The sequence below is a fragment of the Paraplanobispora takensis genome (genome assembly GCF_016863195.1).
In the GTDB taxonomy this organism is placed as follows: domain Bacteria; phylum Actinomycetota; class Actinomycetes; order Streptosporangiales; family Streptosporangiaceae; genus Planobispora; species Planobispora takensis.
In genome coordinates, this window is the sequence record NZ_BOOK01000032.1 from 151,800 (window position 1) to 177,641 (window position 25,842).

Sequence of the window (25,842 nt, forward strand, 5' to 3'; positions counted from 1 at the left end):
GCGCTGTGGGCTCGCGCGTGTCTCGGACGGAGTGGGCTCGCGCTCGATCACGTCGATGTCAAAACTCCTTCGGCTGAACGATAAGAGGCCTGCTGCGCGTTCGCCCACATCGACATCTGTCCGCGTTCGGAGCAATTCCACACATGACGAGCAGCACTGAGGCCACCTCGAGCACCCCGCAGGTAGCGGTCAACGACATCGGGTCCGAGGAAGAGTTCCTCGCAGCGATCGACCTGACCATCAAGTACTTCAACGACGGCGACATCGTCGAGGGCACCGTCGTCAAGGTCGATCGAGACGAAGTTTTGCTCGACATCGGCTACAAGACCGAGGGTGTCATCCCCTCGCGTGAGCTCTCGATCAAGCATGATGTCGACCCGGCGGACGTCGTCGAGGTTGGAGAGCACGTCGAGGCCCTGGTCCTCCAGAAGGAGGACAAGGAGGGTCGCCTGATCCTGTCCAAGAAGCGCGCCCAGTACGAGCGCGCCTGGGGCACGATCGAGAAGATCAAGGACGAGGACGGCATCGTCACCGGCACCGTCATCGAGGTCGTCAAGGGTGGTCTCATCCTCGACATCGGCCTGCGCGGCTTCCTGCCGGCCTCCCTCGTCGAGATGCGCCGCGTGCGAGACCTGCAGCCGTACGTCGGCCGCGAGCTCGAGGCCAAGATCATCGAGCTGGACAAGAACCGCAACAACGTGGTCCTGTCCCGCCGCGCCTGGCTGGAGCAGACCCAGTCCGAGGTCCGCCAGACCTTCCTCAACACCCTGCAGAAGGGTCAGGTCCGCAAGGGCGTCGTCTCCTCGATCGTCAACTTCGGTGCGTTCGTGGACCTCGGCGGCGTCGACGGTCTGGTCCACGTCTCCGAGCTGTCCTGGAAGCACATCGACCACCCGTCCGAGGTCGTCGAGGTCGGCCAGGAGGTCACGGTCGAGGTCCTGGACGTCGACATGGAGCGCGAGCGCGTCTCCCTGTCGCTCAAGGCGACCCAGGAAGACCCGTGGCAGCAGTTCGCCCGCACCCACCAGATCGGCCAGGTCGTGCCGGGCCGCGTCACCAAGCTGGTGCCGTTCGGCGCGTTCGTCCGGGTCGAGGAGGGCATCGAGGGCCTGGTCCACATCTCCGAGCTGGCCGAGCGCCACGTCGAGATCCCCGAGCAGGTCGTCCAGGTCGGCGACGAGATCTTCGTGAAGATCATCGACATCGACCTCGACCGTCGCCGGATCTCGCTGTCGCTCAAGCAGGCCAACGAGGGTGCGATGGGCGCCGACGTCGAGTTCGACCCCACGCTGTACGGCATGGCGGCGACCTACGACGACCAGGGCAACTACATCTACCCCGAGGGCTTCGACCCGGAGACGGGCGAGTGGCTCGAGGGCTTCGACCGTCAGCGCGAGGAGTGGGAGCGGCAGTACGCCGAGGCCCAGACCCGCTTCGAGGCTCACAAGAAGCAGGTCGAGGAGGCCCGCAAGGCCGAGGCCGAGGCGGGCGAGGCCGCCCCGACGTCCTACTCCGGTGAGACCCCGGCCTCCAGCAGCAGCAGCGGCTCCTCCGCTCCGGCGGGTGGCGCCCTCGCCTCCGACGAGGCCCTCGCGGCTCTGCGCGAGAAGCTCGCCGGCGGCCAGAGCTGAGCCTCTGAGCGACGGGGCGCGTCTGCGGAGCACTCGGGACTGAGTCCCTGAGCGTCCGGAGGCGGGCCCGCCGAGCACCATCTGTTCCACCCGAGGGCCCCGCTACGGCGGGGCCCTCGGTGTTTTCCCCGCCGTGCCGGGGACTTCCGGGCCGGGCGGGATCGGCGGTCGGCCGCGTCCCCGTCGGGCTCGGCGAGCACGGCCTCAAGGGCGGGAAGCATTCCGTGAATGCCGGAAAGTATGACCATGCGCATCTTCCGGCTGTCTGTCAGGGATGGTGGGCCGCCGCGGGAGTTCGCCCGGGGGCGTACGGCAGGCCCTAAGGTGATCCCGTGAAGGAAGACGGTCCCGTGACGGTGATCGAGCGGGCGGAGCCCGGGGACGCGGGTGAGATCCTCACCGTGCAGCGCGCGGCCTACGTGAGCGAGGCGCAGCTGTACGGCGACCCGTTCATCCCGCCCCTGGTCGAGTCGGTGGAGCAGGTGCGCAAGGCCGCCGAGGCCGGGGCCGTGCTCGTGGCCCGCGACGGCGGCCGTGTGGTCGGGGCGGTCCGCGGTCAGCTGTCCGGGACGACCTGCCTGGTGGGACGGCTGGTCGTCGCCCCCGACATGCAGGGGCGGGGGATCGGCGGGGCGCTGCTGGCGGCCCTGCACGAGGAGAACCCCGGCGCCCTGGCGTTCGACCTGTTCACCGGGCACCTGTCGGAGGGCAACCTGCGGCTCTATCGCCGCCACGGCTACCGCGAGACCCGCAGGGAGCGGATGAGCGACCACCTGACCCTGGTGCACCTGCGCCGCCGGGTCTGACGCCTCACGGGCTTCGCGCCGGCCACCGATCGCCTCGGCTCCTCCCGAGGCGTTCGAGAACCGCCTCGACCGCATCAGCCGTCCCGCCGCCGTATCCGGCGCGAGATAGTCCTCTGCCCGACCACCTTGTCACCGGGGCGGCCGGGCCGCGCCACGGGGCGCCCCGTACCCGTATGCTGCCGCTCATGGTGAAGGTGGGGCTGACGGGCGGGATCGGGTCGGGCAAGAGCGAAGTGTCGCGGCGGCTGTCGGCCCGGGGCGCGGTGGTGATCGACGCCGACAAGATCGCCCGTGAGGTGGTGGAGCCGGGGACCGAGGGACTGGCGCGCGTCGCCGGGGTCTTCGGGGAGGAGGTGATCCGCCAGGACGGTTCGCTCGACCGGGAGAGGCTCGGTTCGATCGTCTTCGCCGACTCCGAGAAGCTGGCCGCGCTCAACGGCATCGTGCACCCCCTGGTCGGGCGGCGCGTCGCCGAGTTGCAGGAGCAGGCCGACGACCGCGCGATCGTCGTCTACGACGTGCCGCTGCTGGCCGAGAACAAGCTCGCCCCGATGTACGACGTGGTGATCGTCGTCGACGCCTCCGACGAGGTGCGGCTGGAGCGGCTGGTGCGGGTGCGCGGCATGAGCGAGCAGGACGCCCGGGCCCGGATCGCCGCCCAGGCGGGCCGGGAGGAGCGGCTCGCGATCGCCGACATCGTGATCCCCAACGAGGGCTCCCTGGAGGAGCTGGAGGACCGGGTCGAGGAGGTCTGGCGACGGCTGTCGGTCACCACGCCGTAGCCGGGCGGGCCGTGCCTCCCGGGGCCGTGTCTCCCAGGGCTGTGCCCCCGGGGCCCGGACCCGCCGAGAGTGCGAGGACCCCGCGTACGGCAGCGGCCCGGCCGTCCGGGGACGACCGGGCCGCGCGCCGTACGGCGGCGGGAGATCAGAACCAGCCGCGCTTCTGGGCCATCGAGTGCAGGCCCGCGCGCAGCGACTGCTCCACCTGCCCGGGGTGGTCGTTGTAGTGGACGGTGAAGCGGTTGTAGGTGTCGTGGCTGGAGTTCAGGAAGCCGCCGCGCGTGTCGGCCTCCAGGATGACGTCCATCGCGCTGGGCCCGGCGATGAAGGTCAGCTCCAGCTCGTTGAAGTGACGGGCGTACTCGTGGCCCGCGTAGTACTCGATCTCCTGGAAGAACGGCATGCGCGAGCCGTGCAGGGTGCCGCGCTCCAGGTCGGCCTTCTTGAAGCGGAAGCCCATGTGGTCCAGCGCGGCCAGGACGTGGTCCTGGGCCGGCAGCGGGTTGACGAACAGCGCGTCGAGGTCGCCCTTGTCGAGCGCGCCGGCCAGGGCCAGCTCGGTGGAGACGCCCAGCTGCATGCCGCGCAGCGGGTGGCCGGCGATCGCGCTGATCGGGGTCTCCCACGGGACGGGGATCTCGAAGGGAACCGACTGGGCGGCGCCGGAGGGCAGGTGGAACGGCCCCGCGACCTGCTGGCGCAGGAAGCTGTAGGTCGTCTTGTACTCGTTGTCGCCGCTCTCCACCTCCACGACCGCGGTGAAGTCGATGAAGATGCCCTCGACCTGGTAGTCGGAGCTGCTGCTGCGGAAGTTGACCTGGCCGCGCAGGATCTCGCCGGGCCGGACGTTGGAGTTCTGCAGGACGGTGTCGACCTCGACACCGGCGCCGAACGCGGCCTTCAGCTTACGGAACACCATCGGGAGACTCCCAGAGGTAGAGAAGGTTTCAGTGGGTTTCAGTGTTTCCAACGGAGGGCTTGAGCTGGCCGTTCCCGCCGAGCTGCGGCAAGATCTGCGCCATGAGGAGGGTGGACAGGGCCGATGAGTCGCCCTGCCCGCTGGCGGTGCGCACCACGACCGGCCGCGGCGCGCTCTCGGCGAGCCGGGCGCCCACGTCCAGCCGGCGGCGGGCCAGCTCGTACTTGAGCACCGCCCGGTTGTCACGGTAGGACTCGGCCAGGCGGCGCAGCGCCTTGGCCTCGTTCTCCGCCGAGGTGAGCTCGGCCCTTCCCCGGGCCTCGATCTCCCAGCGCACCCGCTGGGCCTCGGTCTCGTGTTCCTCCAGCATGCGGGCCACGTCCTTGCGTGCGGTGTTGGCGGCCGCCCTCACCTCGACGATACGTGCGTCCCGCGTCTTCTTGGAACGCTCGATCTCCATGAGCAGCGTGTCGATGCGCCGCTTGCGGGTCAGCTCCCACTCCCGCTCGAAGGCCGACAGCTCCTTGGCGACCTTCTCACGGGTGGCCAGGTGCTGCTGGTAGGTGTCGGGGAGCTGGACGTCGGGGATGTTGGCGCCGGTGATGCGCACGCCGTACCGGCCGAGCTGGCCGTTCAGCGCGTCCTGCATGTCGTCCACGTCGGAGCCGCGCAGGTCGTAGGCGTGCTCGGTGTGCACCCTGCGGCTGCGCTGGCGGATGGCGTCCTGTACGGCGCTGCTGAGCACGAGGTCGAAGTTGCCCGCCCCGATCGTCCGGACGAAGGCGACCGGGTCGACGATGCGGAACTTCAGGAAGAACTCGATGGACTTCAACGGCACGTTCTCGGCGGTCGGGCAGGCGACGATGGGCGCCGAGTAGGGGATCTCGGTGGAGGTGTCCACCACCGCGTCGACCCGGTCCCACGGCAGCCACAGGTAGTGCCGGCCCGGCGGCAGGGTGCCGGTGATCGCACCCCAGCGGCTGCGCACGCCGGTGGTGCCCTCCTCGATCTCGATGATCGCCCGGCGCCAGAGCCAGACGGCCGCCACGAGGAGGGAGAGCACCGCCCCGGCGGCGGCCAGGGTGCGCAGCGCCCCGTCGGCGAACGCCGCGGTGCCGGCCAGGTACAGGGCGAGGAACAGCAGCGTCACCCAGGCGAATCCGCGGCGGTCCTTGGGGATGACCACCGGGACGAGCTGCCCGGCCTCGCCGCCGCGCAGCAGCTGGCGGATGTCGGACCAGGCCGCGAGCGATTCCTTGATCTTCGAGAATTCCCTGCTCATCGGTCGCTCACGTCCTTCGTCTCATCGTCGTTCGGTACGGCGGGCGTCACGGGTTCGGCGACCGGGTTGAGAAGGGCGGAGATCTCCGCCTCCCGGGACGCGACCCGGTCGCCGATCTCGGCGACCCTGGCGCGGATCGCGGCCATGTCGGCCTCGGAGAACAGCGCCGTCTCGCGGCTGCCGACGAGCTGCTGGGCCAGTGCCAGCAGGTCGAGGTCGACGGTCTCGCCGACCTGCACCATGCGGGGCAGGTGCGCGGCCACGGACTCCAGCTTGTCGAGCATGTCCTGCTGGAAGCGGTAGTCCAGGATCTCCGGCGCCTCGGCGGCGCTCAGCGCGCGGATGTCCAGCGCCTGGGCCTCCAGCAGCGCCGCGTTGGCCTTGGCGGTGGACTCGGCCTCCACCAGCCGCTGGCCGGCCTGCGCCTTGGCCTGGTGGGAGGCGCGCTCCAGGGCGGTGTCCATCCGCGCCTGGTAGCCGGCGATCTCGGCGTGGATGGCCGACAGCTGCTCCTGCAGCCCGGCCAGCTCCTTGATCAGGTCGCCCTCGTTCTGCTCCTTGCGGAGCTGGAGCTCGTACTCGTAGGTGTAGGCCTCCTTGGCCACCCGGATCATCTCCGGGGCGGCCAGGTCCATCCGGTACTCCTGGCTGGAGGGCTCGGCGTGGGTGATGTTCACATCGGTGAGCCGTACGGCCGGCAGGAACTGCTGGTTGAGGCTCTCCAGCATGCCGAGAGTGCTCTCGCCCACCAGGTCGTAGATCTCCTCGGCCCGCTGGGAGTAGATCAGGGAGCGGGTGACCTCGCTGATGGCGTTCTGCAGCTTGGCCTGGAAGCCGCTGACCGAGCCGAGCACGAAGATGAACTCGGCCGGGTTCTCGATCCGGAACTGCAGGAACAGGTCGACGCTGGCCTTGACGCCCTGCTGGGTCGGGGCCTCGCGGATGGGGGCGTTGAAGGGGTACTCGCGCGTGGTGTTGACGATGTAGCTGACCCGCTTCCACGGGTTGAACAGCGTCACCCGGCCGGGGTCGGCGGTCTGCACGAGCTTGCCGAACTTGGTGATCAGGGCCTGGCAGCCCTCCGGCACCATCACCACGCTGCGCCGCCACCACAGGAAGGCGGCGGCCAGCACCAGCACGACCCAGTAGTGCACGCCGAACAGCACCCGCGCGCTGTCCGGGAGCCCGGTGGCGACCAGGCCGACCACGCCGAGCGCGGCCAGCAGGATCAGCGGCAGGACGACCCGCGCGGTGGTCCCCTTGGGGATCACGACGGGGGAGATCACGTGGACGGCCTCGCCGTTCTCGCCGCGCTCGCTGAAGCTGCGGTTGACGATCTCGCCGGCCTCGTTCAGCGACGCGCTGCGGGCCTCGATGATCGTGCCGGTGGACACGCCCTGGTCGCGGGCGGCGAGGAAGTCGGCCGGGTTGAGGGCGAAGCCCTTGTCTCCGGGGGCCTGTCCCGGAATCTGCCCGGCGATCTGCCCCACGGCCTGCCCGATGACCTGGCGCGGGTCGTTGCCCTGCGCGATCGCCTGGGCGGCCGCCATGGCCGACTGCCGGACGGCCTCTCGTGGCCGGGACATCACACCTCCGAGGTGGTTATGTGCTGAAAGCCCGATGTGTGGCTTGTGTGGCTCATGTGGTTCTCGATGAGACGAGGTACGTGCGGAAGTCAAGAGCATCGGGCTTGCGAGCCGCTTGCTGAACGGTTGAATAAAGATTGTCGGTCCCGCCGCCTACAGTGGAACAGGTGAGGCCGGTAACAGATTTGCAGCGTAAGGTGGCCCCCTTCGAGGTCATCACCGACATGACCCCCTCGGGTGACCAGCCCGCGGCCATCGCCGAGCTGGAGCGGCGCGTCACCGCGGGCGAGAAGGACAGCGTCCTGCTCGGCGCCACGGGGACGGGCAAGACCGCCACGATCGCCTGGCTGATCGAGCGGCTGCAGCGCCCGACGCTGGTCATGCAGCCCAACAAGACGCTCGCCGCGCAGTTCGCCAACGAGCTGCGCGAGATGATGCCCAACAACGCGGTCGAATACTTCGTCTCCTACTACGACTACTACCAGCCGGAGGCGTACGTTCCGCAGAGCGACACCTACATCGAGAAGGACTCCTCGATCAACGACGAGGTCGAGCGGCTGCGGCACTCGGCGACCAACTCCCTGCTCACCCGGCGGGACACGATCGTCGTCGCCTCGGTCTCGTGCATCTACGGCCTGGGCACCCCGCAGGAGTACGTCGACCGCATGACCCGGGTGAAGGTCGGCATGGAGGTCGAGCGCGACCAGCTGCTGCGCCGCCTGGTCGACATGCAGTACACCCGCAACGACCTCGCCTTCACCCGCGGCACCTTCCGGGTGCGCGGCGACACGATCGAGATCATCCCGAAGTACGAGGAGCTCGCCGTCCGGATCGAGATGTTCGGCGACGAGATCGAGCGGCTGTCCACCATGCACCCGCTGACCGGCGAGGTGATCACCGAGGACGAGGAGCTCTACATCTTCCCGGCCTCCCACTACGTCGCCGGCCCCGAGCGGATGGCCGGGGCGATCCGGGGCATCGAGGCCGAGCTGGCCGGGCGGCTGGAGGAGCTGGAGCGCCAGGGCAAGCTGCTGGAGGCCCAGCGGCTGCGCATGCGCACCACCTACGACCTGGAGATGATGCACCAGATCGGCACCTGCTCCGGCATCGAGAACTACTCGCGTCACATGGACGGCCGCCCCGCCGGCAGCGCGCCCAACACCCTGCTCGACTACTTCCCCGAGGACTTCATGCTGGTCCTGGACGAGTCGCACCAGACCGTCCCGCAGATCGGCGCGATGTACGAGGGCGACGCCTCCCGCAAGCGCACCCTCGTCGACCACGGCTTCCGGCTGCCCTCGGCGATGGACAACCGCCCGCTGAAGTGGGAGGAGTTCCTGGAGCGGATCGGCCAGACCGTCTACCTGTCGGCCACCCCCGGCCCCTACGAGCTGGGCCGGGTCAAGGGCGAGGTGGTCGAGCAGGTCATCCGCCCGACCGGCCTGGTCGACCCCGAGGTCGTCGTCAAGCCGACCAAGTCCCAGATCGACGACCTGGTCCACGAGATCCGCCTGCGCACCGAGAAGGACGAGCGGGTCCTGGTCACCACGCTGACCAAGAAGATGGCCGAGGACCTCACCGACTACCTCCTGGAGCTCGGCATCCGGGTCCGCTACCTGCACAGCGAGGTCGACACCCTGCGCCGCATCGAGCTCCTGCGCGAGCTGCGCGTCGGCGAGTTCGACGTCCTGGTCGGCATCAACCTGCTCCGAGAGGGCCTCGACCTGCCCGAGGTGTCGCTGGTGGCCATCCTCGACGCCGACAAGGAGGGCTTCCTGCGTTCGGAGACCTCGCTGATCCAGACCATCGGCCGCGCCGCCCGTAACGTCTCCGGCCAGGTGCACATGTACGCCGACCGGGTGACCCCCTCGATGGAGCGGGCGATCGAGGAGACCAATCGGCGCCGTGCCAAGCAGGTCGCCTACAACCAGGAGCACGGCATCGACCCGCAGCCGCTCCGCAAGAAGATCGCCGACATCCTCGACTCCCTCAACCGCGAGGATGCCGACACCGCCCAGCTCCTGGGCGGCAGCGGCCGCCAGCAGTCCCGCGGCAAGGCTCCCGTCCCCGGCTTCGGGACCAAGCAGGCGGCGGGCCAGCACGCCAAGGCGATCGCGGGCGAGATGCCCCGCGCCCAGCTGGAGGCGCTGGTGGAGTCCCTCACCGAGCAGATGCACCAGGCCGCCGCCGACCTGCAGTTCGAGGTCGCCGCCCGGCTCCGCGACGAGATCAAGGAGCTCAAGCGCGAGGTCCGCGACATGCGCGAGGCCGGGGTCTCCTGACGCCCGGACGCGCTTCCCCGGTGCGCCGTGCTCTCCCTTCCCCCACGGGAGCACGGCGCACCGTTCTCGTCCCGGGCCCGCACGCGGTCACCGGGGAGCGGCGACGGACAGATCGTGGTCACGGATGCACGGCCGTACGGCGGGTGAAGGCAGGCCGTGATGCGCGTCATGCTCGTGGGTGCGTGGGTGCGTGGGTGCGTGGGTGCGTGGGTGCGTGGGTGCGTGGGTGCGTGGGTGCGCGGGTGCGCGGGTGCGTGGGTGCAGGCAGGGCGCGGTGCGCGTCATGGTCGTGGATGGGCGGCCGTACGGCGAGTGGAGGAGGGCGCGATGCGCAGGTGTGCCGAGTGCGGGTGCCGGGAGTACGGCGGAGCCCCCGGGTGCGCCCGGTGCCTGGCCCTCCTGGACGCCCTCGTCGAGGAGGGCTGGCGCGCGTTCCTGCGGCGCGAGTTCGGTACGGCGGAGCCGCCGGGGAAGGACGAGACGGTGATCGCCGAGATGGTCGTGCAGGAGCCCGCCCGGCATGACTGGCGGGTCGTGGACGCCGCCCTGGACCGGCTGACGTGCGCCGGATGCGGTTCGCGGCTGGGCCGCGGCCCCCGCGGTTGCCCGGCGTGCGACCTGGCCGACGGATTCCGCTACTCGGCGATCGAGACCGACCGCCCCGGCGTGCCCCCGGGCAACGAGCACGCGATCCGGGTCGGCGTCTCCGTGGTCCGCGCCGCGCACCGGCAGTCACCCCGCGCGGTGCTCGGCTGGCGCTCGGGACTGCCCGCTCTGCTGGAGGGCTTCCTGCCGACCACGGCACAGGCGCAGGCCATGCGGGCGATGATCAACGCCGGCGCGGCCTACGAGGAACTGGCGGAGACCTACGACGCGCTCAGTCGCGGATGAACCCGCCGAGGTCGAGGTCGATGTCCACGTCGAAGCCGATGTTCGTCCGCAGCCGCCCGCGGTGGATTCCGGTGGGGACGTAGGCCTTCACGGCCGGTTCGAGCTCGAAGGTGTAGACGACGGGTTGTTTGTCGTCCTGCTCGACCCTCCAGAAGAACCTGATGCTCGCGTCGGAGTATTTGATCGGCTTGGTCGTCCTGTCCCTCTCCTCTGACTCGGGAGAGACCACCTCGACCACCAGGAGCACGTCCTCGGGCTTGAACGTCGTCATCTCCATGGCCGACACCGCCGAACTGCGGACCACCATGATGTCGGGTTCCGGGCGCTGCCTGCTCAAGGCGCCTGAGCATGAACATATGGAAGGCGGCCTGCGGCGACATCATGATGAGGGCTCCATCGATCAGCTCGACGTGCCGGGGCGCGTCGGCGGGGAGGCGATCGAGCATGTCGGCCGTCCACCCGCCGGGCGGGCCCGGATAGAACCACTCGGGAAGCGCGGCGGTCATCCGTGAACCCCCTCCGAGACGAAAGTCAGGGGCAACACGACGTGCCCATAATGGCACAGCCGGTAATCGTCAGCGGGGCTCTTCGGGGCGGGCGCGGTCGATCATCGTGCGGTTGTAGAGCTCGTCGATCTGGTCCAGGGGGTCGGGGATCGGGGCCTGGCGGCGGGCCTCGATCTCCAGGTCGGTGCGGCTCTGGATCTCGCTGATGCCGGTGGCCGAGTGGGTCATCTGGTCGTTGATCAGATCGGCGCGGATGCGCGCGCAGGCCGTGGTCAGCTTGGAGTAGTGCTCGCGCAGCCGGGCCAGCGTGGCGTGGTCGACGTAGGGCGAGGTGCGGCTCTGCCGGGCGTAGAGGCCGAGCTGGCCGTCGAGCTGGTCGGCGTGCATGCTGATCTCGCCCACCAGCTGGGGCAGCTCGCCCAGGCCCCAGCCGTCCCGCAGGGCCTGGTCCACGGCCTGGCGGGTGATGGAGATCTCACGGCGCAGGTCCAGTCGCATGCGCTCGGCCTCACCCGCGTCGCCGGGGTCCATCGCGGCCATGTGGGAGACCGCCCGGTTCGCCACCTTCCGGGCCTTCTTCGTGGCCTTCTTGCCCACCTTGACCAGCAGGTAGATCCCGGCCCCTCCCAGGATGAGAAGGAACAGCAGGATCACCAGGACGATGATGAGGAAAGTGCTGATCGGAGCCACCTCCCGGTGGGGTTCGTTTGAGGTGTTTCGAGCATATCCCGCATGCCCGCCTGCACGTGGTCCGCGGACCTGCGGGGGTCAGCCGGCGCGCGCCCGGTCGCGGCGGCGGCGCCGTACCTTCCTCCTCATCCACCAGGCGAGCAGGCCCAGGACCACCACGATCACGAGGACGAAGATCGGCAGGAAGATCGCGACCAGGCTGATGCCGAGCGAGCCGGCGTCCTCCACCGTGCTCACCACGGGCGCGCCCACCCCGGCGGTCGAGGCGTTCACCACGGGCCTGGCGGTGGTCTTCATCACGTGGACGGCCAGTGCGACCCCGATCCCCAGCACCCAGCTCACCCAGGGGCGCTCGGCCATCCAGGTGGACCCGTCGAGCCGGGCCGCGGCCTCGGTGGCGCTGAACACCACGCCCCCGGAGGCCGGGCGGACCACCGTCTGGATCATGTCGTTGACGCTGTCGACCACCGGGACCTTGTCGAGCACGATCTCGGCCAGCAGCAGGACGGCGACGATCGCCAGCACCCAGCCGTCGGCCAGCCAGGCGAACTCCTGCGGCAGCCGTATCTGGTCGGTGAAGTTGGCCAGCAGGCCCACCACCAGCAGCGGGATGTAGGCGTTCAGCCCGGCCGCGGTGGAGAGACCCAGGCCGGTCAGTGCCGCGAGCATCACACCTCCGTCGTTCTCGTCATCCTTCCAACGATCCCCGATCGCCGATGGATCCCACCCGGCGGTGAAGATTCCATGAGATTCGGCGAGGTCCGGCAGGACCCGGCGAGAGGCGGGGGAGGACGGCGCGGGCGCGTCTCAGCGGAGGTCGGGGGCGGGCGACTCCTTCACCGTGACGGCGAGGGCGCGCTCGACGGCGGCGGCGAACTCCTCGGCCATGTCGTGGACGACCCGCCTGGCGGGCCTGACCTGGTTCAGCTGGCCGACGACCTGGCCCACGAAGTAGCCGGCGAGTTCCTGGGCGCCCGTGTTGCCGCTCTCGGCGGCCCGGCCGATCCTGGTCATCGCCGCCTCGGCGAGCAGCATCTGCAGCGGCATCGGCAGCGGGCCCGGGCTCTCCGGCGCCTCGTCCCACTCCCGGGTCCAGGCGGAGGCCAGCTGCCGGGCGGGCTTGCCGGTCCGCGACCGCGACCGCACGGTGTCGGAGGAGGTGGCGGCCAGCATCTTGCGCTTGACCACGGGCGGCGTCTCGGCCTCCTCGGTGGTCAGCCAGACCGACCCGCACCACACCCCCTCGGCGCCCAGCGCGAGCGCCGCCGCCACCTGGCGGCCGTCGGCGATCCCGCCGGCGGCCAGCACCGGGACGTCCACGGCGTCGACCACCTGGGGGACCAGGACCATGGTGGAGATCTCACCGGTGTGCCCGCCCGCCTCGGAGCCCTGCGCCACTATCAGGTCCGCCCCGGCGGCGACCTGGCGCCGGGCGTGCTCGACGGTCCCCACCAGCGCGGCCACCGGCACCCCGGCCTTCCTGGCCTGGGCCGTCATCTCGGGCGGCGGCGGGCCCAGGGCGCTGGCGATCAGGCCGATCGGGTGGCGCAGGGCCACCTCGACGAGCCCGCCCGCGCCCTCGGCCGTCACCCGCCGCCCGAACTCGTCGGCGACGGCGGACATCGAGACCGGGACCGGGTCCAGCCCGCTCACGCCGTACTTGCGCAGCAGGTGGGCCACGAAGTCGCGGTGGCGTTCGGGGATGGCCTCGGCCAGGCGGGCGGCCGGGTCGGCGACCGAGGTGTCGAGCCGGGCGGGGACGAGCACGTCCACGCCGTACGGCCGGCCGCCGACGCGCTCGTCGATCCAGTTCAGCTCGGCGTCCAGGCGCTCGGGGGAGTAGGCGACGGCGCCGAGCACGCCGAAACCGCCCGCGTTGGTCACCGCGGCGACCACGTCGCGGCAGTGGCTGAAGGCGAAGACGGGGAACTCGACGCCGAACATCTCACAGATCGCGGTCCGCATGCCGCGACCGTACGGCCAGAATCTTGTTCGGTCCAGAGTCCGGATCAGACGGCGTCGAGCGCGGTGCCGTTCACGAGGCCGTCCACCGGCGACCGCGAGCCGTTCAGGTGGGGCGGCAGCCAGCCCTCGCCGGGGACGTACCGGCGCACGACCCTGGCCGGGACCCCCGCGATCACGCTGTGGTCGGGGAACTCGCCGCGCACCACCGCGCCGCCCGCGACCACGCACTGACGGCCGATCCGGGTGCCGGGAAGGATGATCGCGCCGGTGCCCAGCCACGAGCCGGAGCCGATCGAGACCGGCTTGTTGCGCGGCCACTGGCGGCCGATCGGCGCCTCGGGGTCGTCGTAGACGTGGTTCTGGTCGGTGATGTAGACGTACGGGCCGGTGAACACGTGGTCGCCGATGTCGATCGACTGGTGGCCGACGATGTGGCTGCCCCGGCCGATCGAGCAGCTCCCGCCGATCCGCACGATCGAGTTCGGTCCCAGGTCCACCCCGGGGCCCATGCCCGCCGAGATGGACACGCGCTCGCCGACCAGGGTGTACTCGCCGATCTCGATCCAGGCCTCGCCGAAGATCGCTCCGACGGGGAAGGAGAGGCAGGCGCCCTCGCCCAGGTGGCGGAAACGGTAGCCGCCGGGGCTGGCGGGGCTGATGGCGCCGGCCGCGCGGATCGCGCCCCAGCCACGGTGGATGAGGGTGCCGGCGGCTCGCCGTACCACGTCACGAAGCGACATAAAGGCTCAAGTTACCGCTTGGTCAGCTAACAGCGGAACGCGGGGGTAGGAGCCTTAGGGGCACCTGACGGGCACTTTTGATAATCTGAGAGCCCGTGGACCTGTAGGCCCTCATCAGGACGAGCTTACTGATCTGTCACGACCACGGGAGACTCCTTGCGCAGCGCCGCACATACCAAACACCTCTTCGTCACCGGCGGCGTCGCCTCCAGTCTCGGAAAGGGACTGACCGCCTCCAGCCTGGGGCGCCTGCTCAAACTGCGTGGCCTCCGCGTCACCATGCAGAAGCTCGACCCCTACCTCAACGTCGACCCCGGGACGATGAACCCGTTCCAGCACGGCGAGGTCTTCGTCACCGACGACGGGGCCGAGACCGACCTCGACATCGGCCACTATGAGCGCTTCCTCGACACGGAGCTGCACGGCTCGGCCAACGTGACCACCGGCCAGGTCTACTCCAACGTCATCGCCAAGGAGCGCCGCGGCGAATACCTCGGTGACACCGTGCAGGTCATCCCGCACATCACCAACGAGATCAAGGACCGCATCCGGTCCATGGCCGGCCCCGACGTCGACGTGGTCATCACCGAGGTCGGCGGCACCGTCGGCGACATCGAGTCGCTGCCCTTCCTGGAGGCCGTGCGCCAGGTCCGCCACGAGGTCGGCCGCGACAACGTGTTCTTCCTGCACGTCTCGCTGCTGCCGTACATCGGGCCGAGCGGCGAGCTGAAGACCAAGCCGACCCAGCACTCCGTCGCCGCGCTGCGCAACATCGGCATCCAGCCCGACGCGATCGTGCTGCGCTCCGACCGGCCGGTCACCAACGCGATCAAGCGCAAGATCAGCCTGATGTGCGACGTCGACGAGGACGCCGTGGTCTCGGCCACCGACGCGGCCAGCATCTACGACATCCCCAAGGTGCTGCACTCCGAGGGCCTGGACGCCTACGTCGTGCGCCGGCTGGGCCTGCCCTTCCGCGACGTGGTCTGGAAGGAGTGGGAGCAGCTCCTGCGCCGGGTGCACCACCCGGCCAAGGAGGTCACCATCGCCATGGTCGGCAAGTACATCGACCTGCCCGACGCCTACCTGTCGGTCACCGAGGCGCTGCGCGCCGGCGGCTTCGCCAACGACGCCCGGGTCAACATCCGCTGGGTCAAGAGCGACGACTGCGAGACCCCCGAGGGCGCCGAGCGCGAGCTGGACGGCGTCGACGGCGTGGTCATCCCCGGAGGCTTCGGGGTGCGCGGCATCGAGGGCAAGCTCGGCGCGGTCCGCCACGCCCGCGAGAACCGCATCCCGCTGCTGGGCCTGTGCCTGGGCATGCAGTGCATCGTCATCGAGGCCGCCCGCAACCTGGCCGGCATCGAGGACGCCGGCAGCACCGAGTTCGACCCCGACACCGCCCACCCGGTCATCTCCACCATGGCCGACCAGGAGGACGTGGTCTCCGGCGAGCGCGACATGGGCGGCACCATGCGCCTGGGCCTGTACCCCGCCAAGCTCGCCGAGGGCTCCCTGGCGCGGCAGCTGTACGGCAAGGCCAAGGTCGACGAGCGCCACCGCCACCGCTACGAGGTCAACAACTCCTACCGCGAGCAGCTGGAGAAGGCCGGCCTGGTCTTCTCCGGCCTGTCGCCCGACGGCCGCCTGGTCGAGTACGCCGAGCTCCCCGTCGACGTGCACCCCTTCTTCATCGGCACCCAGGCGCACCCGGAGCTCCGCTCCCGGCCGACCCGCTCGCACCCGATGTTCAAGGGCCTGGTCTCCGCCGCCCTCACCTACGCCGACGAGCGCGGCACCGTCGCCAGGGCCGGGCGGGGCAAGTGAGCGATCAGCACGACGGGACGACCGGCGTGACCGGGCAGACCTGGGAGATCGAGGACGTCGCCGAAGAGTGGAAGGTCCTGTCCACCACCCGGCACTTCAGTGCCCGCGTCATCTCCGGCGTCACCGACTCGGTCGTCATGCCGGACGGCGAGGCGGTCGACCGCGACTACGTGACCCATCCCGGGTCGGTGGCCGTGGTGGCGCTGGACGATCAGCAGCGGGTGCTGCTGATCCGGCAGTACCGCCACCCGGCCAGGCACCTGCTGTGGGAACTGCCCGCCGGGCTGCGCGACGTCGAGGACGAGCCGCTGCACCTGGGGGCGGCGCGCGAGCTGGCCGAGGAGGCGGGCTACCGGGCGGCGACCTGGCACACCCTCGTCGACGCCTTCACCTCGCCCGGGATGTCGGACGAGCGGACCCGGATCTTCCTCGCCAGGGACGTCAGCCCGATCCCCGACGGGGAGTTCGACTTCGTGCGAAAGCATGAGGAGACCGACATGCCGGCGGTCTGGGTGCCGTTGTCCGACGCGGTTCGGCGCGCCCTGGGAGGAATGATCCACAATTCCCAGGCCGTGGCCGGTATCCTCGCCGCATACGCCGCCTCGGCGGACGGCTTCGCCTCACTGCGACCCGCCGACGCACCGGAGGCATGACGGGAGGACACCCTGAGCGAGACGGAGGCCGTGCTCTCCAGCTACCTCGCCCATCTGGCGGTGGAGCGGGGTCTGGCCGCCAACACTCTGGCCTCCTACCGCCGTGACCTCGTGCGGTATGTGGAGCACCTGAAGAACCGCGGGCGCGTCACCTTCGGCGAGATCGCCGAGGCCGACGTCGCGGCCTTCCTGACCGTGCTGCGCGAAGGCGACGAGGACCACCAGGCCCTCGTCGCCAGCTCGGCCGCGCGCGCCGTCTCCGCCGTGCGCGGCCTGCACCGCTTCGCGCTGCGCGAGGGCGTCTCCGGGCACGACCCGGCGGGGCGGGTACGGCCGCCGCGCCAGCTTCGGCGCCAGCCCAAGGCGATCGGCGTGGAGGAGGTGGAGCGGCTGATCGCCGCCTCCGGGCCGGACGGGGCGCCCCTCACCCTGCGCAACCGCGCACTGCTGGAGCTGCTGTACGGCACGGGCGCGCGCATCTCCGAGGCCGTCGGCCTGGCGGTGGACGACCTCGACCTCGACCCCGGGGCCCGTCAGGTCAGGATCCGCGGCAAGGGCGGCCGGCCCCGCCCGGTGCCGCTGGGCCGCTTCGCCGGGGAGGCGCTGGAGGCCTATCTGACCCGGGCCCGTCCCGGCATCGCCGCCCACGGACGCGGCTCCACCCCGGGGTTGTTCCTCAACGCCCGCGGCGGCAGGCTCACCCGCCAGGGCGCCTGGGAGGTCCTGCAGGCCGCAGCCGAACGCGCCGGGCTGGCGGGGGTCTCCCCCCACATGTTGCGCCATTCGTTCGCAACGCACCTCCTGGACGGGGGCGCGGACGTTAGGGTGGTGCAGGAGCTTCTCGGCCACGCTTCGGCGGCCACCGCCCAGGTGTCCACCCCGGCCGCGGCCGACAGGATCCGAGAGGTATACGCCGCGGCGCACCCGCGCGGACGGCGTTGACTGCCGGTGTGGCAGGGCGTGCCGCCTTGCCGCATACGTGTTGTCGTCATAGTGTCCGTCCGGACGGTCCGGTTCGAGGCCGTCAGGGAGGTTCGACTGGTGACTGTGACCACCGACGGTTCTATTCGGGAAACGACCCCGGGAAACCCCGAGAATCCCTGGGGGGACACCAAGACCGCCGGGACCCCCCGAGTCGGGGGAGTGCTCGGCCCGACCGGGCGTCCCCGTCCGGTCTTCCCCGACCCGCGCCCGCGGACGGTCCACGGACCGGCCCGCGTCGTCGCCATGGTCAACCAGAAGGGCGGCGTCGGCAAGACGACCACCACCATCAACCTGGGCGCGGCGCTGGCCGAGGCCGGGCTGAAGGTGCTGCTGGTCGACTTCGACCCGCAGGGAGCCCTCTCGGTGGGCCTGGGGATCAACCCGCTCCAGCTCGACCTGACGGTCTACAACCTCCTGATGGACCGCCAGGTCACCGCGGAGGACGTGCTGCTGGAGACCGGCGTCGAGAACATGGACCTGCTGCCCAGCAACATCGACCTGTCGGCGGCGGAGGTCCAGCTCGTCACGGAGGTCGCCCGCGAGCAGGTGCTCGGCCGGGTGATCAAGCCCCTGCTGCCCGAATACGACGTGTGCCTGATCGACTGCCAGCCCTCCCTGGGCCTGCTCACGATCAACGCGCTGGCCTGCGCACACGGCGTCATGGTGCCGCTGGAGTGCGAGTTCTTCGCGCTGCGCGGTGTCGCGCTGCTGATGGACACCATCATCAAGGTCCAGGAGCGCATCAACGACGAGCTGGTGATCGAGGGCCTGCTCGCCACGATGTACGACGCGCGCACCCTGCACGGCCGCGAGGTGCTGGCCCGGGTGGTCGAGGCGTTCGACGAGAAGGTCTACCACACGGTGATCAACCGGACGGTCCGCTTCCCCGACGCCACCGTGGCCGGCGAGCCCATCACCAGCTTCGACTCCTCCTCCCTCGGCGCCAGCGCCTACCGCGAGCTGGCCCGTGAAGTCCTCGCCCGGTGGGACGCGCAGCAGAAGTGACCCCGGTCCCGGTGCGGGACAATGCTGGGATGACCGAGCAGGGGCAGGCGGCCGACGACGGCACCTTCAGGGTGCGCCTGGAGGTCTTCGAGGGCCCCTTCGACCTGCTGCTCGGCCTGATCTCCAAGCACAAGCTGGACATCACGGAGGTCTCGCTCAGCCAGGTCACCGACGAGTTCATCGCCTACATCCGGGCCAGGGGGCCCGAGTGGGACCTGGACCAGACGAGCCACTTCCTGCTGGTCGCCGCGACCCTGCTCGATCTCAAGGCCGCCCGGCTGCTGCCCTCCGGCGAGGTGGACGACGAGGAGGATCTGGCCCTGCTGGAGGCCCGTGACCTGCTGTTCGCCCGGCTGCTGCAGTACCGGGCCTACAAGGAGGTCGCGAAGGTCCTGTCCGGGCGGATGGCGCAGGAGGCCCTGCGCTTCCCCCGCACCGTGCCGATGGAGGCGCGCTTCGCCAACCTCCTGCCGGAGCTGGTCCTGGGCATCGGCCCCGAGCGGCTCGCCCGGATCGCCCAGCGGGCCTTCGCGCCCAAGGTCCCGCCGTCGGTCTCGGTCGCCCACATCTACCAACCGCTCGCCAACGTCCGCGAGCAGGCCGTTATCCTGGTCGAGCGGTTGCGCCGGCTGCGCCGGGCGACCTTCCGGGCACTGACCTCCGACTGTGCCGGCACCTTCGAAGTCGTGGCGCGGTTCCTGGCCGTCCTGGAGCTCTTCCGGGAGGCGGCGGTCTCCTTCGACCAGGTGGAGCCGCTGGGGGAGCTGCACGTGACCTGGACCGGCAGCGACGACGGGGACGTCGTCGTGGCCGACGACTACGACGAAGCGAGGGAGGAGCCCGCCGATGACCGAGGCGGTGCCCGCCGGGACGCCGGCGGGTGAGACGGCGGGCGCGGTGACGGGGGCGGCGGAAGCGGCGGATCCTCCGGCGACGCCGCCCGCGCAGGACGGTCCCGGTCTGCGCGCCCACCTGGAGGCGATCCTGCTCGTGGTCGACGAGCCGGTCGCCGAGGTGACCCTCGCCCAGGTGCTGGAGCGGCCGGTGCCCGAGGTCGCCGCGGTGCTGCGCGAGCTGTCGGCGGAATACACCGCCGACGGCCGTGGTTTCGATCTGAGAGAGGTCGCCGGCGGCTGGCGGTTCTACACGCGGGCCGAGTGCGCCTCCTCCGTGGAGCGTTTCGTCCGCGACGGCCAGCAGGCGCGGCTCACCCAGGCCGCCCTGGAGACCCTGGCCGTGGTCGCCTACCGGCAGCCCGTCAGCCGGGCGAGGGTGGCGGCCATCCGAGGGGTCAACAGCGACGGCGTGATGCGGACGCTGGTGGCCCGGGGGCTGGTCGAGGAGGCCGGCACCGAACCGGAGAGCCAGGCCGTGCTCTACCGGACGAGTTCGTATTTTCTCGAGCGGATGGGCCTGAGGAGCCTCGACGAGCTCCCCGAGCTGGCCCCATTCCTGCCCGACGACGTGGAAACCCTAGAGGAGCACAGACAGTGAACAACAGGCGTAGCACCCCGTCCGGTGATGGACGCGGTCGAGGCCGCGGCGGCGCCCCGCGCGGTGGCAACCCGCGCACCGGAGGCACCCCCCGTGGCGGCGGATCCCGTGGCGGGTTCCGCGCCGACAGCCGCGGCTTCCGCTCAGACTCCCCCCGGCGCGACGACCGCGGCGGGTTCCGCGACGAGCGCCGTGATGACCGGGGTGGGTTCCGTCCCGAGCGTCGTGACGATCGCGGCGGGTCCCGCGAGGACCGGGGCGGGTTCCGCCCCGAGCGCCGCGACGACCGGGGCGGCTTCCGGGACGACCGGCGTGACGATCGCGGTGGGTTCCGTGCGGAGCGCGGTGGTTCCAGGAGCCGGTACGGCAGGCCCGCCGGTGAGGACCGGGGCGGGTTCCGCGACGAGCGCCGTGATGACCGGGGCGGGTTCCGTCCCGAGCGTCGTGACGACCGGGGCGAGCGCGGCGGGTTCCGTGAGGATCGGCGTGACGATCGCGGTGGGTTCCGTGCGGAGCGCGGTGGTTCCAGGAGCCGGTACGGCAGGCCCGTCGGCGAGGACCGGGGCGGGTTCCGCGACGAGCGCCGTGATGACCGGGGTGGGTTCCGTCCCGAGCGTCGTGACGACCGGGGCGAGCGCGGCGGGTTCCGCGAGGAGCGGGGCGGGTTCCGTGAGGACCGGCGCGAGGAGCGCGGCGGGTTCCGGGACGACCGCGGCGGGTTCCGTGAGGGCCGTGAGGGCTCCCGGACCGGCGCCCCGCGGCGTGAGGACCGGGACGGCTCCCGAGGCCGTTACGGGCGCTCCGAGCGTCGCGACGAGGTGCAGACGATCGGCGGTCGCGGCACCCGGTACGGTCAGGGCCGTACCACCGGTCAGGACCGCACCGCCGGGCAGAGCCGTACCGCCAAGGACCGCACCCCGGCCGCCAAGGCCGGCCGCCGGCCCGGCACGGTCGAGAACGACCGGTTCAAGACCGCTCGCCAGCCCATGCGCGACCCGGACTTCTACGACCGCGACTACGCCGACGAGCGCGACACCACCGAGGTCCCCGGCGGCGTCCGGCTGCAGAAGGTCCTCGCCCAGGCGGGAGTGGCCAGCCGCCGCGCCTGCGAGGAGATGATCGGCGACGGCCGGGTGACGGTCGACGGCCAGGTGGTCCGCCGCTTCGGCGCCCGGGTCGACCCGGCCAAGCAGGTCATCCACGTGGACGGCAAGCGCCTGCCCACCATGCCCGACCTGGTCTACTTCGCCATCAACAAGCCGATCGGCGTCGTCAGCACGATGTCCGACCCCGAGGGCCGCCCGTCCCTGGCGGACTACGTGGCCGACCGCACCGAGCGCCTGTTCCACGTGGGCCGTCTCGACACCGAGACCGAGGGCCTGATCCTGCTCACCAACGACGGTGAGCTGGCCAACCGGCTGACCCACCCCAGCTACGGCGTGCAGAAGAAGTACTGGGCCAAGGTCCCCGGCCGCATCAAGCCCGACCTGGCCCGCCGCCTGAAGAAGGGCATCGAGCTGGAGGACGGCATCGCCAAGGCCGACTCCTTCACGCTCGTGCAGGAGCACGGGCAGCAGTCGCTGGTCGAGATCGTCCTGCACGAGGGCCGCAAGCACATCGTGCGGCGCATGCTGGAGGAGGTCGGGCACCCGGTCATCGACCTGGCCCGCATCGAGTTCGGCCCGGTCAAGCTCGGGCGGCTCAAGCCCGGCACCGTGCGTTCGCTCACGGTCAGGGAAGTCGGGGAGCTCTACGCCGCCGTCGGGCTGTAACCTTCCGGGATACAGACGTTCAGGACATGCCGGGCCGCCGATGGGCGGCCCGGCATGAACGGTACGGAGGAACGACGATGGTGCGGGCGATCCGCGGTGCGATCCAGGTCGAGACGAACGACCGGGACGCCATCCTGTCCGGGGTCACCGAGCTGGTCAGCGAGGTGATGACGCGCAACGCGCTCACCACCGACGACGTGATCAGCGTGATCTTCACGGCGACTCCCGATCTGACGGCGGAGTTCCCCGCGCTGGCCGCGCGCAAGCTCGGCTTCCACGACGTGCCGCTCATCTGCGCCTCCGAGATCGACGTGCCCGGCGCGCTGCCCCGCGTGGTGCGGCTGATGGCCCACGTGGAGACCGACAAGTCGCGCCAGGAGATCCAGCACGTCTACCTGCGCGGCGCGGTGGCCCTGCGAGTGGACATCGCCCAGTGAGCCCCCCGTGCCCCCCGTGCCCCCCGTGCCCCCTGTGCCCCTGCCCGGCCCCGCCGACCCCCTGGGCCCTCTGCACGCCCGTGGGGACCGTGTGAGCGGCCTGCAGAGCGTTCTGATCGTCGGCACGGGCCTCATCGGCACCTCGGTCGCCCTGGCCCTGCGCGAGCAGGGCGTCACGGTCTACCTGACCGACCGCGACGCGGCCGCCCTGCGGCTGGCCAGGGAACTGGGCGCGGGCATCGAGTGGCACCCCGGCCGACCCGCCGACCTGGACCCGGACGTCCCCTGGCATCCGGGCCGCCCGGTGGACCTGGCGGTCGTCGCCGTGCCCCCGCAGCTGGTGGCCGAGCAGATCGCCCAGCTCCAGCGGGCCGGGGCCGCCCGCTTCTACACCGACGTGGCCAGCGTCAAGGCGCTCCCGCTGCGCCGGGCCGAGGAACTGGGCTGCGACCTGAGCACCTACGCCGCCGGGCACCCGCTCGCGGGCCGGGAGCGTTCGGGGCCGGCCGCGGCCCGGGCCGACCTGTTCCTGGGCCGCCCGTGGGCGCTGTGCCCCACCGACAGGACCTCGCCCGAGGCGGTGGAGATCGTGCGCGGGCTGGTCAAGCTCTGCGGCGGCGAGGTCGTCGAGGTGGACGCCGACCAGCACGACGAGGCCGTCGCACTGGTCTCCCACGCCCCGCACGTGGCCGCCTCCGCGGTGGCCGCCAGGCTCGCCGACGCCCCGGCCGCCGCGCTCGGCCTGGCCGGGCAGGGGGTCCGCGACGTGACGCGCATCGCGGCGGGAGACCCGGGCCTGTGGACCGGGATCCTGTCCGGCAACGCGCTCCCGGTGGCCGACGTCCTGGAGGCGGTGGCGGCCGACCTGGCCGCGGCGGCCGCCTCGCTGCGCGCCGCCGCCGGGGGCGCCCCGTCGGAGACGGCGCCGTGGGACGGGGAGGCGATGGGCCGGGTCACCGATCTGCTGCGCCGCGGGGTCGCGGGCACCGGCCGGATCCCCGGCAAGCACGGCGGTCCCGCGCGCACCTACGCGGTCGTCCAGGTGATCATCGGCGACCGGCCCGGCGAGCTGGCCCGGCTGTTCCAGGTGGCCGAGGAGAGCGGCGTCAACATCGAGGACGTCCGCCTGGAGCACGCCCCCGGCCTGCCGCTGGGCGCCGCCGACCTGTTCGTGCAGCCCGAGGCGGCCGGCCCGCTGTCGCAGGCCCTGCGCGCGCACGGGTGGCACCTGCCCTGAGGCTCCGCGTGGCCGTGGTCCTGTCCCGGGGCTCCGCATGCTTGTGGCCCCGCCCCGGGGCTCCGCGTGCACGGCCGGCTCTGCTCCGGGGCCTGTGCGCGCGGCGGGCTTCGCTCCGGGACCCCGCGCGGCCACGGCCGTGCCGACGCCGTCCGCGCCGGTCCCGCGCCCGTGCCCGCGGCGTCCGTGATGCGTGGGTGCGCGCAGGCTCCCGGTAGCCTCGTACGGACAACTGAAGCGGGTGCAAGGGAGAGGCGTCGTGACCGGACTGGTCGTCGCCATGGACGGGCCCTCGGGGTCCGGTAAGTCGAGCGCGTCACGCGGTGTCGCGCGGGCGCTGGGACTGCGGTACCTCGACACCGGGGCGATGTACCGGGCGATCACGTGGTGGATGCTCCGGCAGGAGGTCGACATCGCCGACCCGGCGGCCGTCGCGGCCAGGGCGCTCGACCCGGAGCTCACGATGGGGACCGACCCCGACGCGCCGTCGGTGGCCGTGGACGGTGCCGACGCCTCCGGGCCGATCCGCACCGCCGAGGTGACCGCGGCCGTCTCGGCGGTGAGCGCGGTGCCCGAGGTGCGCCGGCGGCTCGTCGCCCAGCAGCGTGAGATCATCGGCGACGGAGGTATCGTCGTCGAGGGGCGTGACATCGGCACCGTGGTCACCCCCGACGCGCCGGTCAAGATCTATCTGACCGCGAGCGCGGAGGCCCGGGCGGCCCGCCGTACGGCCGAGCTCACCGGCACGACGGTGGAGGCGCAGAAGGCCGCGATGGCCCGGCGCGACACGCTGGACTCCACGCGCAAGACCGACCCGCTGTCGATGGCGCCCGACGCCGTCGAACTCGACACCACACCGCTCAACCTCGACGAGGTCATCGCCGAGGTGCTGCGGGTCATTAAGGAAAAAGTGTGACAGGGGAATACGACGACGACCGCGGCTGGATCGACGCAGAGCTCGCCGATCTGGGGACCGAGGACAGCTCACAGGACGAGGCGCCGGACACGGGTCCGCTGCCCGTCGTGGCCGTGGTGGGCCGCCCCAACGTGGGCAAGTCCACCCTGGTCAACAGGATCATCGGCCGCCGTGAGGCGGTGGTGGAGGACGTTCCCGGCGTGACCCGGGACCGGGTGACCTACGAGGCCACCTGGCGCGGGCGCCGGTTCACGGTGGTCGACACCGGAGGGTGGGACCCCGACGCGACCGGTATGGCGCTGCGCATCGCCGAGCAGGCGCAGATCGCGGCCGAACTGGCCGACGTCATCCTGTTCGTGGTGGACGCCACCGTCGGCGTGACCGACTCCGACGAGATCGTCGGCCACGTGCTGCGCGGCTCCGGCAAGCCGGTCATCCTGGCCGCCAACAAGGTGGACAACCAGCAGATGGAGCTGGAGGCCGCGGCCCTGTGGTCGCTGGGCCTGGGCGAGCCCCAGCCCGTCTCCGCGCTGCACGGCCGCTCCAGCGGCGACCTGCTCGACGTGGTGCTGTCCAAGCTGCCCGAGACGCCGCCGCAGCGCTTCGGCGCCGAGCGCGGCCCGCGCCGGGTGGCGCTGCTCGGCAAGCCCAACGTGGGCAAGTCCTCGCTGCTGAACCAGCTCGCCGGCGAGGAGCGCGTGCTGGTCGACCCGATGGCCGGCACCACCCGCGACCCGGTCGACGAGCTGATCCAGCTCGGCGGCAAGACCTGGCGCTTCGTGGACACCGCCGGCATCCGGCGCCGCGACCGCGAGCTCAAGGGCGCCGACTTCTACGCCAGCATGCGCACCCGGGGCGCGCTGGAGCGCTCCGAGGTCGCGATCGTGCTCATCGACGCCAGCGAGGTGCTGACCGAGCAGGACCTGCGGATCATCTCCCTGGTGATCGAGTCCGGCCGGGCCATGGTCGTGGCGTTCAACAAGTGGGACCTGCTCGACGAGGACCGCCGCTACTACCTGGAGAAGGAGATCGACCGCCAGCTCGTCCGCGTGCCGTGGGCGTTGCGGGTCAACATCTCCGCCAAGACCGGCTGGCACGTGGACCGGCTCGTCCCGGCGATCGAGAAGGCTCTGGACTCCTGGTCCACCCGCGTGCCGACGGCCCGGCTCAACGCCTTCCTCGCCGACCTGGTGGCGGCCACCCCGCCGCCGGTCCGCGGCGGCAAGCAGCCCAAGATCCTCTTCGCCACCCAGGCGTCGACGGAGCCGCCGAAGTTCGTGCTGTTCACCTCGGGCTTCCTGGAGGAGACCTACCGGCGCTTCATCGAGCGCCGCATCCGCGAGGAGTTCGGCTTCGCGGGCTCTCCCATCGAGGTCACCATGAAGATCCGGGAGAAGAAGCAGGCCCAGAAGAAGAAGTAGGCCCGCGCAGGAGCAG

The 25,842-nt window shown here is 71.3% G+C and carries 23 protein-coding genes and 1 pseudogene; 16 read left to right on the forward strand and 8 right to left on the reverse strand.

What is annotated here, in order from left to right:
• The first annotated feature begins 143 nt into the window (after window positions 1–143).
• From rpsA to coaE, 3 genes are all read left to right on the forward strand, one after another.
• Window positions 144–1,631 (forward strand): 30S ribosomal protein S1, encoded by a 1,488-nt coding sequence (rpsA, locus tag Pta02_RS22365; RefSeq protein ID WP_203876845.1) that lies wholly within the window; start codon window positions 144–146, stop codon window positions 1,629–1,631.
• 332 nt (window positions 1,632–1,963) lie between these two features.
• Window positions 1,964–2,437: a GNAT family N-acetyltransferase gene (locus Pta02_RS22370; RefSeq protein WP_239131144.1), complete on the forward strand. Its 474-nt coding sequence runs from the start codon at window positions 1,964–1,966 to the stop codon at window positions 2,435–2,437.
• A 185-nt stretch (window positions 2,438–2,622) separates the two neighbouring features.
• The gene (coaE, locus tag Pta02_RS22375) at window positions 2,623–3,219 is read left to right on the forward strand and encodes a dephospho-CoA kinase (protein WP_203876846.1); all 597 of its coding nucleotides are present in this window, start codon (window positions 2,623–2,625) and stop codon (window positions 3,217–3,219) included.
• Between the two features lie 145 nt (window positions 3,220–3,364).
• On the opposite strand, the gene Pta02_RS22380 is transcribed toward coaE, so the two are convergent.
• The 3 genes from Pta02_RS22380 to Pta02_RS22390 are packed head-to-tail and all read right to left on the reverse strand — an operon-like array spanning window position 3,365 to window position 7,006.
• Entirely contained in the window at window positions 3,365–4,138 is a 774-nt protein-coding gene (locus Pta02_RS22380; RefSeq protein WP_203876847.1) for a sporulation protein, read from the reverse strand.
• A gap of 28 nt (window positions 4,139–4,166) precedes the next feature.
• Window positions 4,167–5,420: an SPFH domain-containing protein gene (locus Pta02_RS22385; RefSeq protein WP_203876848.1), complete on the reverse strand. Its 1,254-nt coding sequence runs from the start codon at window positions 5,418–5,420 to the stop codon at window positions 4,167–4,169.
• Window positions 5,417–7,006, reverse strand: coding sequence for an SPFH domain-containing protein (locus Pta02_RS22390; RefSeq protein WP_203876849.1), 1,590 nt, complete (start codon window positions 7,004–7,006; stop codon window positions 5,417–5,419). Before Pta02_RS22390 ends, Pta02_RS22385 begins: the two co-directional genes overlap by 4 nt.
• A 167-nt stretch (window positions 7,007–7,173) precedes the next feature.
• On the opposite strand from Pta02_RS22390, the gene uvrB reads away from it, so the two are divergent.
• Both uvrB and Pta02_RS22400 read left to right on the forward strand, forming a co-directional pair.
• Entirely contained in the window at window positions 7,174–9,288 is a 2,115-nt protein-coding gene (gene uvrB / locus Pta02_RS22395; protein WP_203876850.1) for an excinuclease ABC subunit UvrB, read from the forward strand.
• A gap of 327 nt (window positions 9,289–9,615) precedes the next feature.
• Window positions 9,616–10,179 (forward strand): hypothetical protein, encoded by a 564-nt coding sequence (locus tag Pta02_RS22400; protein ID WP_239131145.1) that lies wholly within the window; start codon window positions 9,616–9,618, stop codon window positions 10,177–10,179.
• Here the strand turns inward: Pta02_RS22400 and Pta02_RS42340 are convergent.
• The 5 genes and pseudogenes from Pta02_RS42340 to Pta02_RS22425 all read right to left on the reverse strand — a co-directional run bounded on the left by Pta02_RS42340 (window position 10,166) and on the right by Pta02_RS22425 (window position 14,080).
• Window positions 10,166–10,685 (reverse strand): annotated as a pseudogene (locus Pta02_RS42340) (Uma2 family endonuclease). The gene Pta02_RS22400 and the pseudogene Pta02_RS42340 sit on opposite strands and share 14 nt — an antisense overlap.
• A 69-nt stretch (window positions 10,686–10,754) precedes the next feature.
• On the reverse strand, window positions 10,755–11,375 hold the full coding sequence (locus Pta02_RS22410; protein WP_203876851.1) for a hypothetical protein: 621 nt from the start codon (window positions 11,373–11,375) through the stop codon (window positions 10,755–10,757).
• Window positions 11,376–11,453: 78 nt separating this feature from the next.
• The gene (locus Pta02_RS22415; protein ID WP_203876852.1) at window positions 11,454–12,044 is read right to left on the reverse strand and encodes a DUF4126 domain-containing protein; all 591 of its coding nucleotides are present in this window, start codon (window positions 12,042–12,044) and stop codon (window positions 11,454–11,456) included.
• 138 nt (window positions 12,045–12,182) lie between these two features.
• A complete protein-coding gene (locus Pta02_RS22420) occupies window positions 12,183–13,340 on the reverse strand; it encodes an NAD(P)H-dependent flavin oxidoreductase (protein WP_203876853.1) in 1,158 nt (385 codons plus the stop codon).
• Window positions 13,341–13,384: 44 nt separating this feature from the next.
• Window positions 13,385–14,080, reverse strand: coding sequence for an acyltransferase (locus Pta02_RS22425; protein WP_203876854.1), 696 nt, complete (start codon window positions 14,078–14,080; stop codon window positions 13,385–13,387).
• A gap of 156 nt (window positions 14,081–14,236) precedes the next feature.
• On the opposite strand from Pta02_RS22425, the gene pyrG reads away from it, so the two are divergent.
• The 11 genes from pyrG (at window position 14,237) to der (ending at window position 25,826) form a co-directional block, all read left to right on the forward strand.
• The gene (gene pyrG, locus Pta02_RS22430) at window positions 14,237–15,907 is read left to right on the forward strand and encodes a CTP synthase (protein ID WP_203876855.1); all 1,671 of its coding nucleotides are present in this window, start codon (window positions 14,237–14,239) and stop codon (window positions 15,905–15,907) included.
• Window positions 15,904–16,560: an NUDIX domain-containing protein gene (locus Pta02_RS22435; protein ID WP_239131146.1), complete on the forward strand. Its 657-nt coding sequence runs from the start codon at window positions 15,904–15,906 to the stop codon at window positions 16,558–16,560. The genes pyrG and Pta02_RS22435 overlap by 4 nt, the downstream gene beginning before the upstream one ends.
• Window positions 16,561–16,572: 12 nt before the next feature.
• Window positions 16,573–17,502 carry a site-specific tyrosine recombinase XerD gene (locus tag Pta02_RS22440; protein ID WP_203876899.1) on the forward strand — a complete coding sequence of 310 codons (930 nt, stop codon included), beginning with the start codon at window positions 16,573–16,575 and terminating at the stop codon, window positions 17,500–17,502.
• 99 nt (window positions 17,503–17,601) lie between these two features.
• Entirely contained in the window at window positions 17,602–18,549 is a 948-nt protein-coding gene (locus Pta02_RS22445; RefSeq protein WP_203876856.1) for a ParA family protein, read from the forward strand.
• Window positions 18,550–18,578: 29 nt separating this feature from the next.
• Window positions 18,579–19,433 carry a segregation and condensation protein A gene (locus Pta02_RS22450; protein ID WP_203876857.1) on the forward strand — a complete coding sequence of 285 codons (855 nt, stop codon included), beginning with the start codon at window positions 18,579–18,581 and terminating at the stop codon, window positions 19,431–19,433.
• The gene (gene scpB / locus Pta02_RS22455) at window positions 19,396–20,043 is read left to right on the forward strand and encodes an SMC-Scp complex subunit ScpB (RefSeq protein ID WP_239131149.1); all 648 of its coding nucleotides are present in this window, start codon (window positions 19,396–19,398) and stop codon (window positions 20,041–20,043) included. The genes Pta02_RS22450 and scpB overlap by 38 nt, the downstream gene beginning before the upstream one ends.
• Complete coding sequence (locus Pta02_RS22460; protein WP_203876858.1) at window positions 20,040–21,815, forward strand: pseudouridine synthase; 1,776 nt, start codon at window positions 20,040–20,042, stop codon at window positions 21,813–21,815. The genes scpB and Pta02_RS22460 overlap by 4 nt, the downstream gene beginning before the upstream one ends.
• 77 nt (window positions 21,816–21,892) lie before the next feature.
• Window positions 21,893–22,252, forward strand: a complete 360-nt coding sequence (aroH, locus tag Pta02_RS22465; protein ID WP_203876859.1) for a chorismate mutase — start codon at window positions 21,893–21,895, stop codon at window positions 22,250–22,252.
• A gap of 91 nt (window positions 22,253–22,343) precedes the next feature.
• Window positions 22,344–23,489 carry a prephenate dehydrogenase gene (locus tag Pta02_RS22470; protein ID WP_203876860.1) on the forward strand — a complete coding sequence of 382 codons (1,146 nt, stop codon included), beginning with the start codon at window positions 22,344–22,346 and terminating at the stop codon, window positions 23,487–23,489.
• Between the two features lie 259 nt (window positions 23,490–23,748).
• Window positions 23,749–24,405, forward strand: a complete 657-nt coding sequence (gene cmk / locus Pta02_RS22475; protein WP_239131150.1) for a (d)CMP kinase — start codon at window positions 23,749–23,751, stop codon at window positions 24,403–24,405.
• Window positions 24,402–25,826 carry a ribosome biogenesis GTPase Der gene (gene der / locus Pta02_RS22480; protein ID WP_203876861.1) on the forward strand — a complete coding sequence of 475 codons (1,425 nt, stop codon included), beginning with the start codon at window positions 24,402–24,404 and terminating at the stop codon, window positions 25,824–25,826. The genes cmk and der overlap by 4 nt, the downstream gene beginning before the upstream one ends.
• Window positions 25,827–25,842: the final 16 nt, after the last annotated feature.

Coding starts and splice junctions, on each gene's coding strand:
- scpB (WP_239131149.1), top strand. CDS start 19,396: ATGACCGAGGCGGTGCCCGCCGGGACGCCGGCGGGTGAGACGGCGGGC.
- Pta02_RS22420 (WP_203876853.1), bottom strand. CDS start 13,340: ATGCGGACCGCGATCTGTGAGATGTTCGGCGTCGAGTTCCCCGTCTTC.
- aroH (WP_203876859.1), top strand. CDS start 21,893: ATGGTGCGGGCGATCCGCGGTGCGATCCAGGTCGAGACGAACGACCGG.
- Pta02_RS22390 (WP_203876849.1), bottom strand. CDS start 7,006: ATGTCCCGGCCACGAGAGGCCGTCCGGCAGTCGGCCATGGCGGCCGCC.
- Pta02_RS22415 (WP_203876852.1), bottom strand. CDS start 12,044: ATGCTCGCGGCACTGACCGGCCTGGGTCTCTCCACCGCGGCCGGGCTG.
- rpsA (WP_203876845.1), top strand. CDS start 144: ATGACGAGCAGCACTGAGGCCACCTCGAGCACCCCGCAGGTAGCGGTC.
- Pta02_RS22400 (WP_239131145.1), top strand. CDS start 9,616: ATGCGCAGGTGTGCCGAGTGCGGGTGCCGGGAGTACGGCGGAGCCCCC.
- coaE (WP_203876846.1), top strand. CDS start 2,623: ATGGTGAAGGTGGGGCTGACGGGCGGGATCGGGTCGGGCAAGAGCGAA.
- Pta02_RS22425 (WP_203876854.1), bottom strand. CDS start 14,080: ATGTCGCTTCGTGACGTGGTACGGCGAGCCGCCGGCACCCTCATCCAC.
- Pta02_RS22450 (WP_203876857.1), top strand. CDS start 18,579: ATGACCGAGCAGGGGCAGGCGGCCGACGACGGCACCTTCAGGGTGCGC.
- Pta02_RS22380 (WP_203876847.1), bottom strand. CDS start 4,138: ATGGTGTTCCGTAAGCTGAAGGCCGCGTTCGGCGCCGGTGTCGAGGTC.
- Pta02_RS22385 (WP_203876848.1), bottom strand. CDS start 5,420: ATGAGCAGGGAATTCTCGAAGATCAAGGAATCGCTCGCGGCCTGGTCC.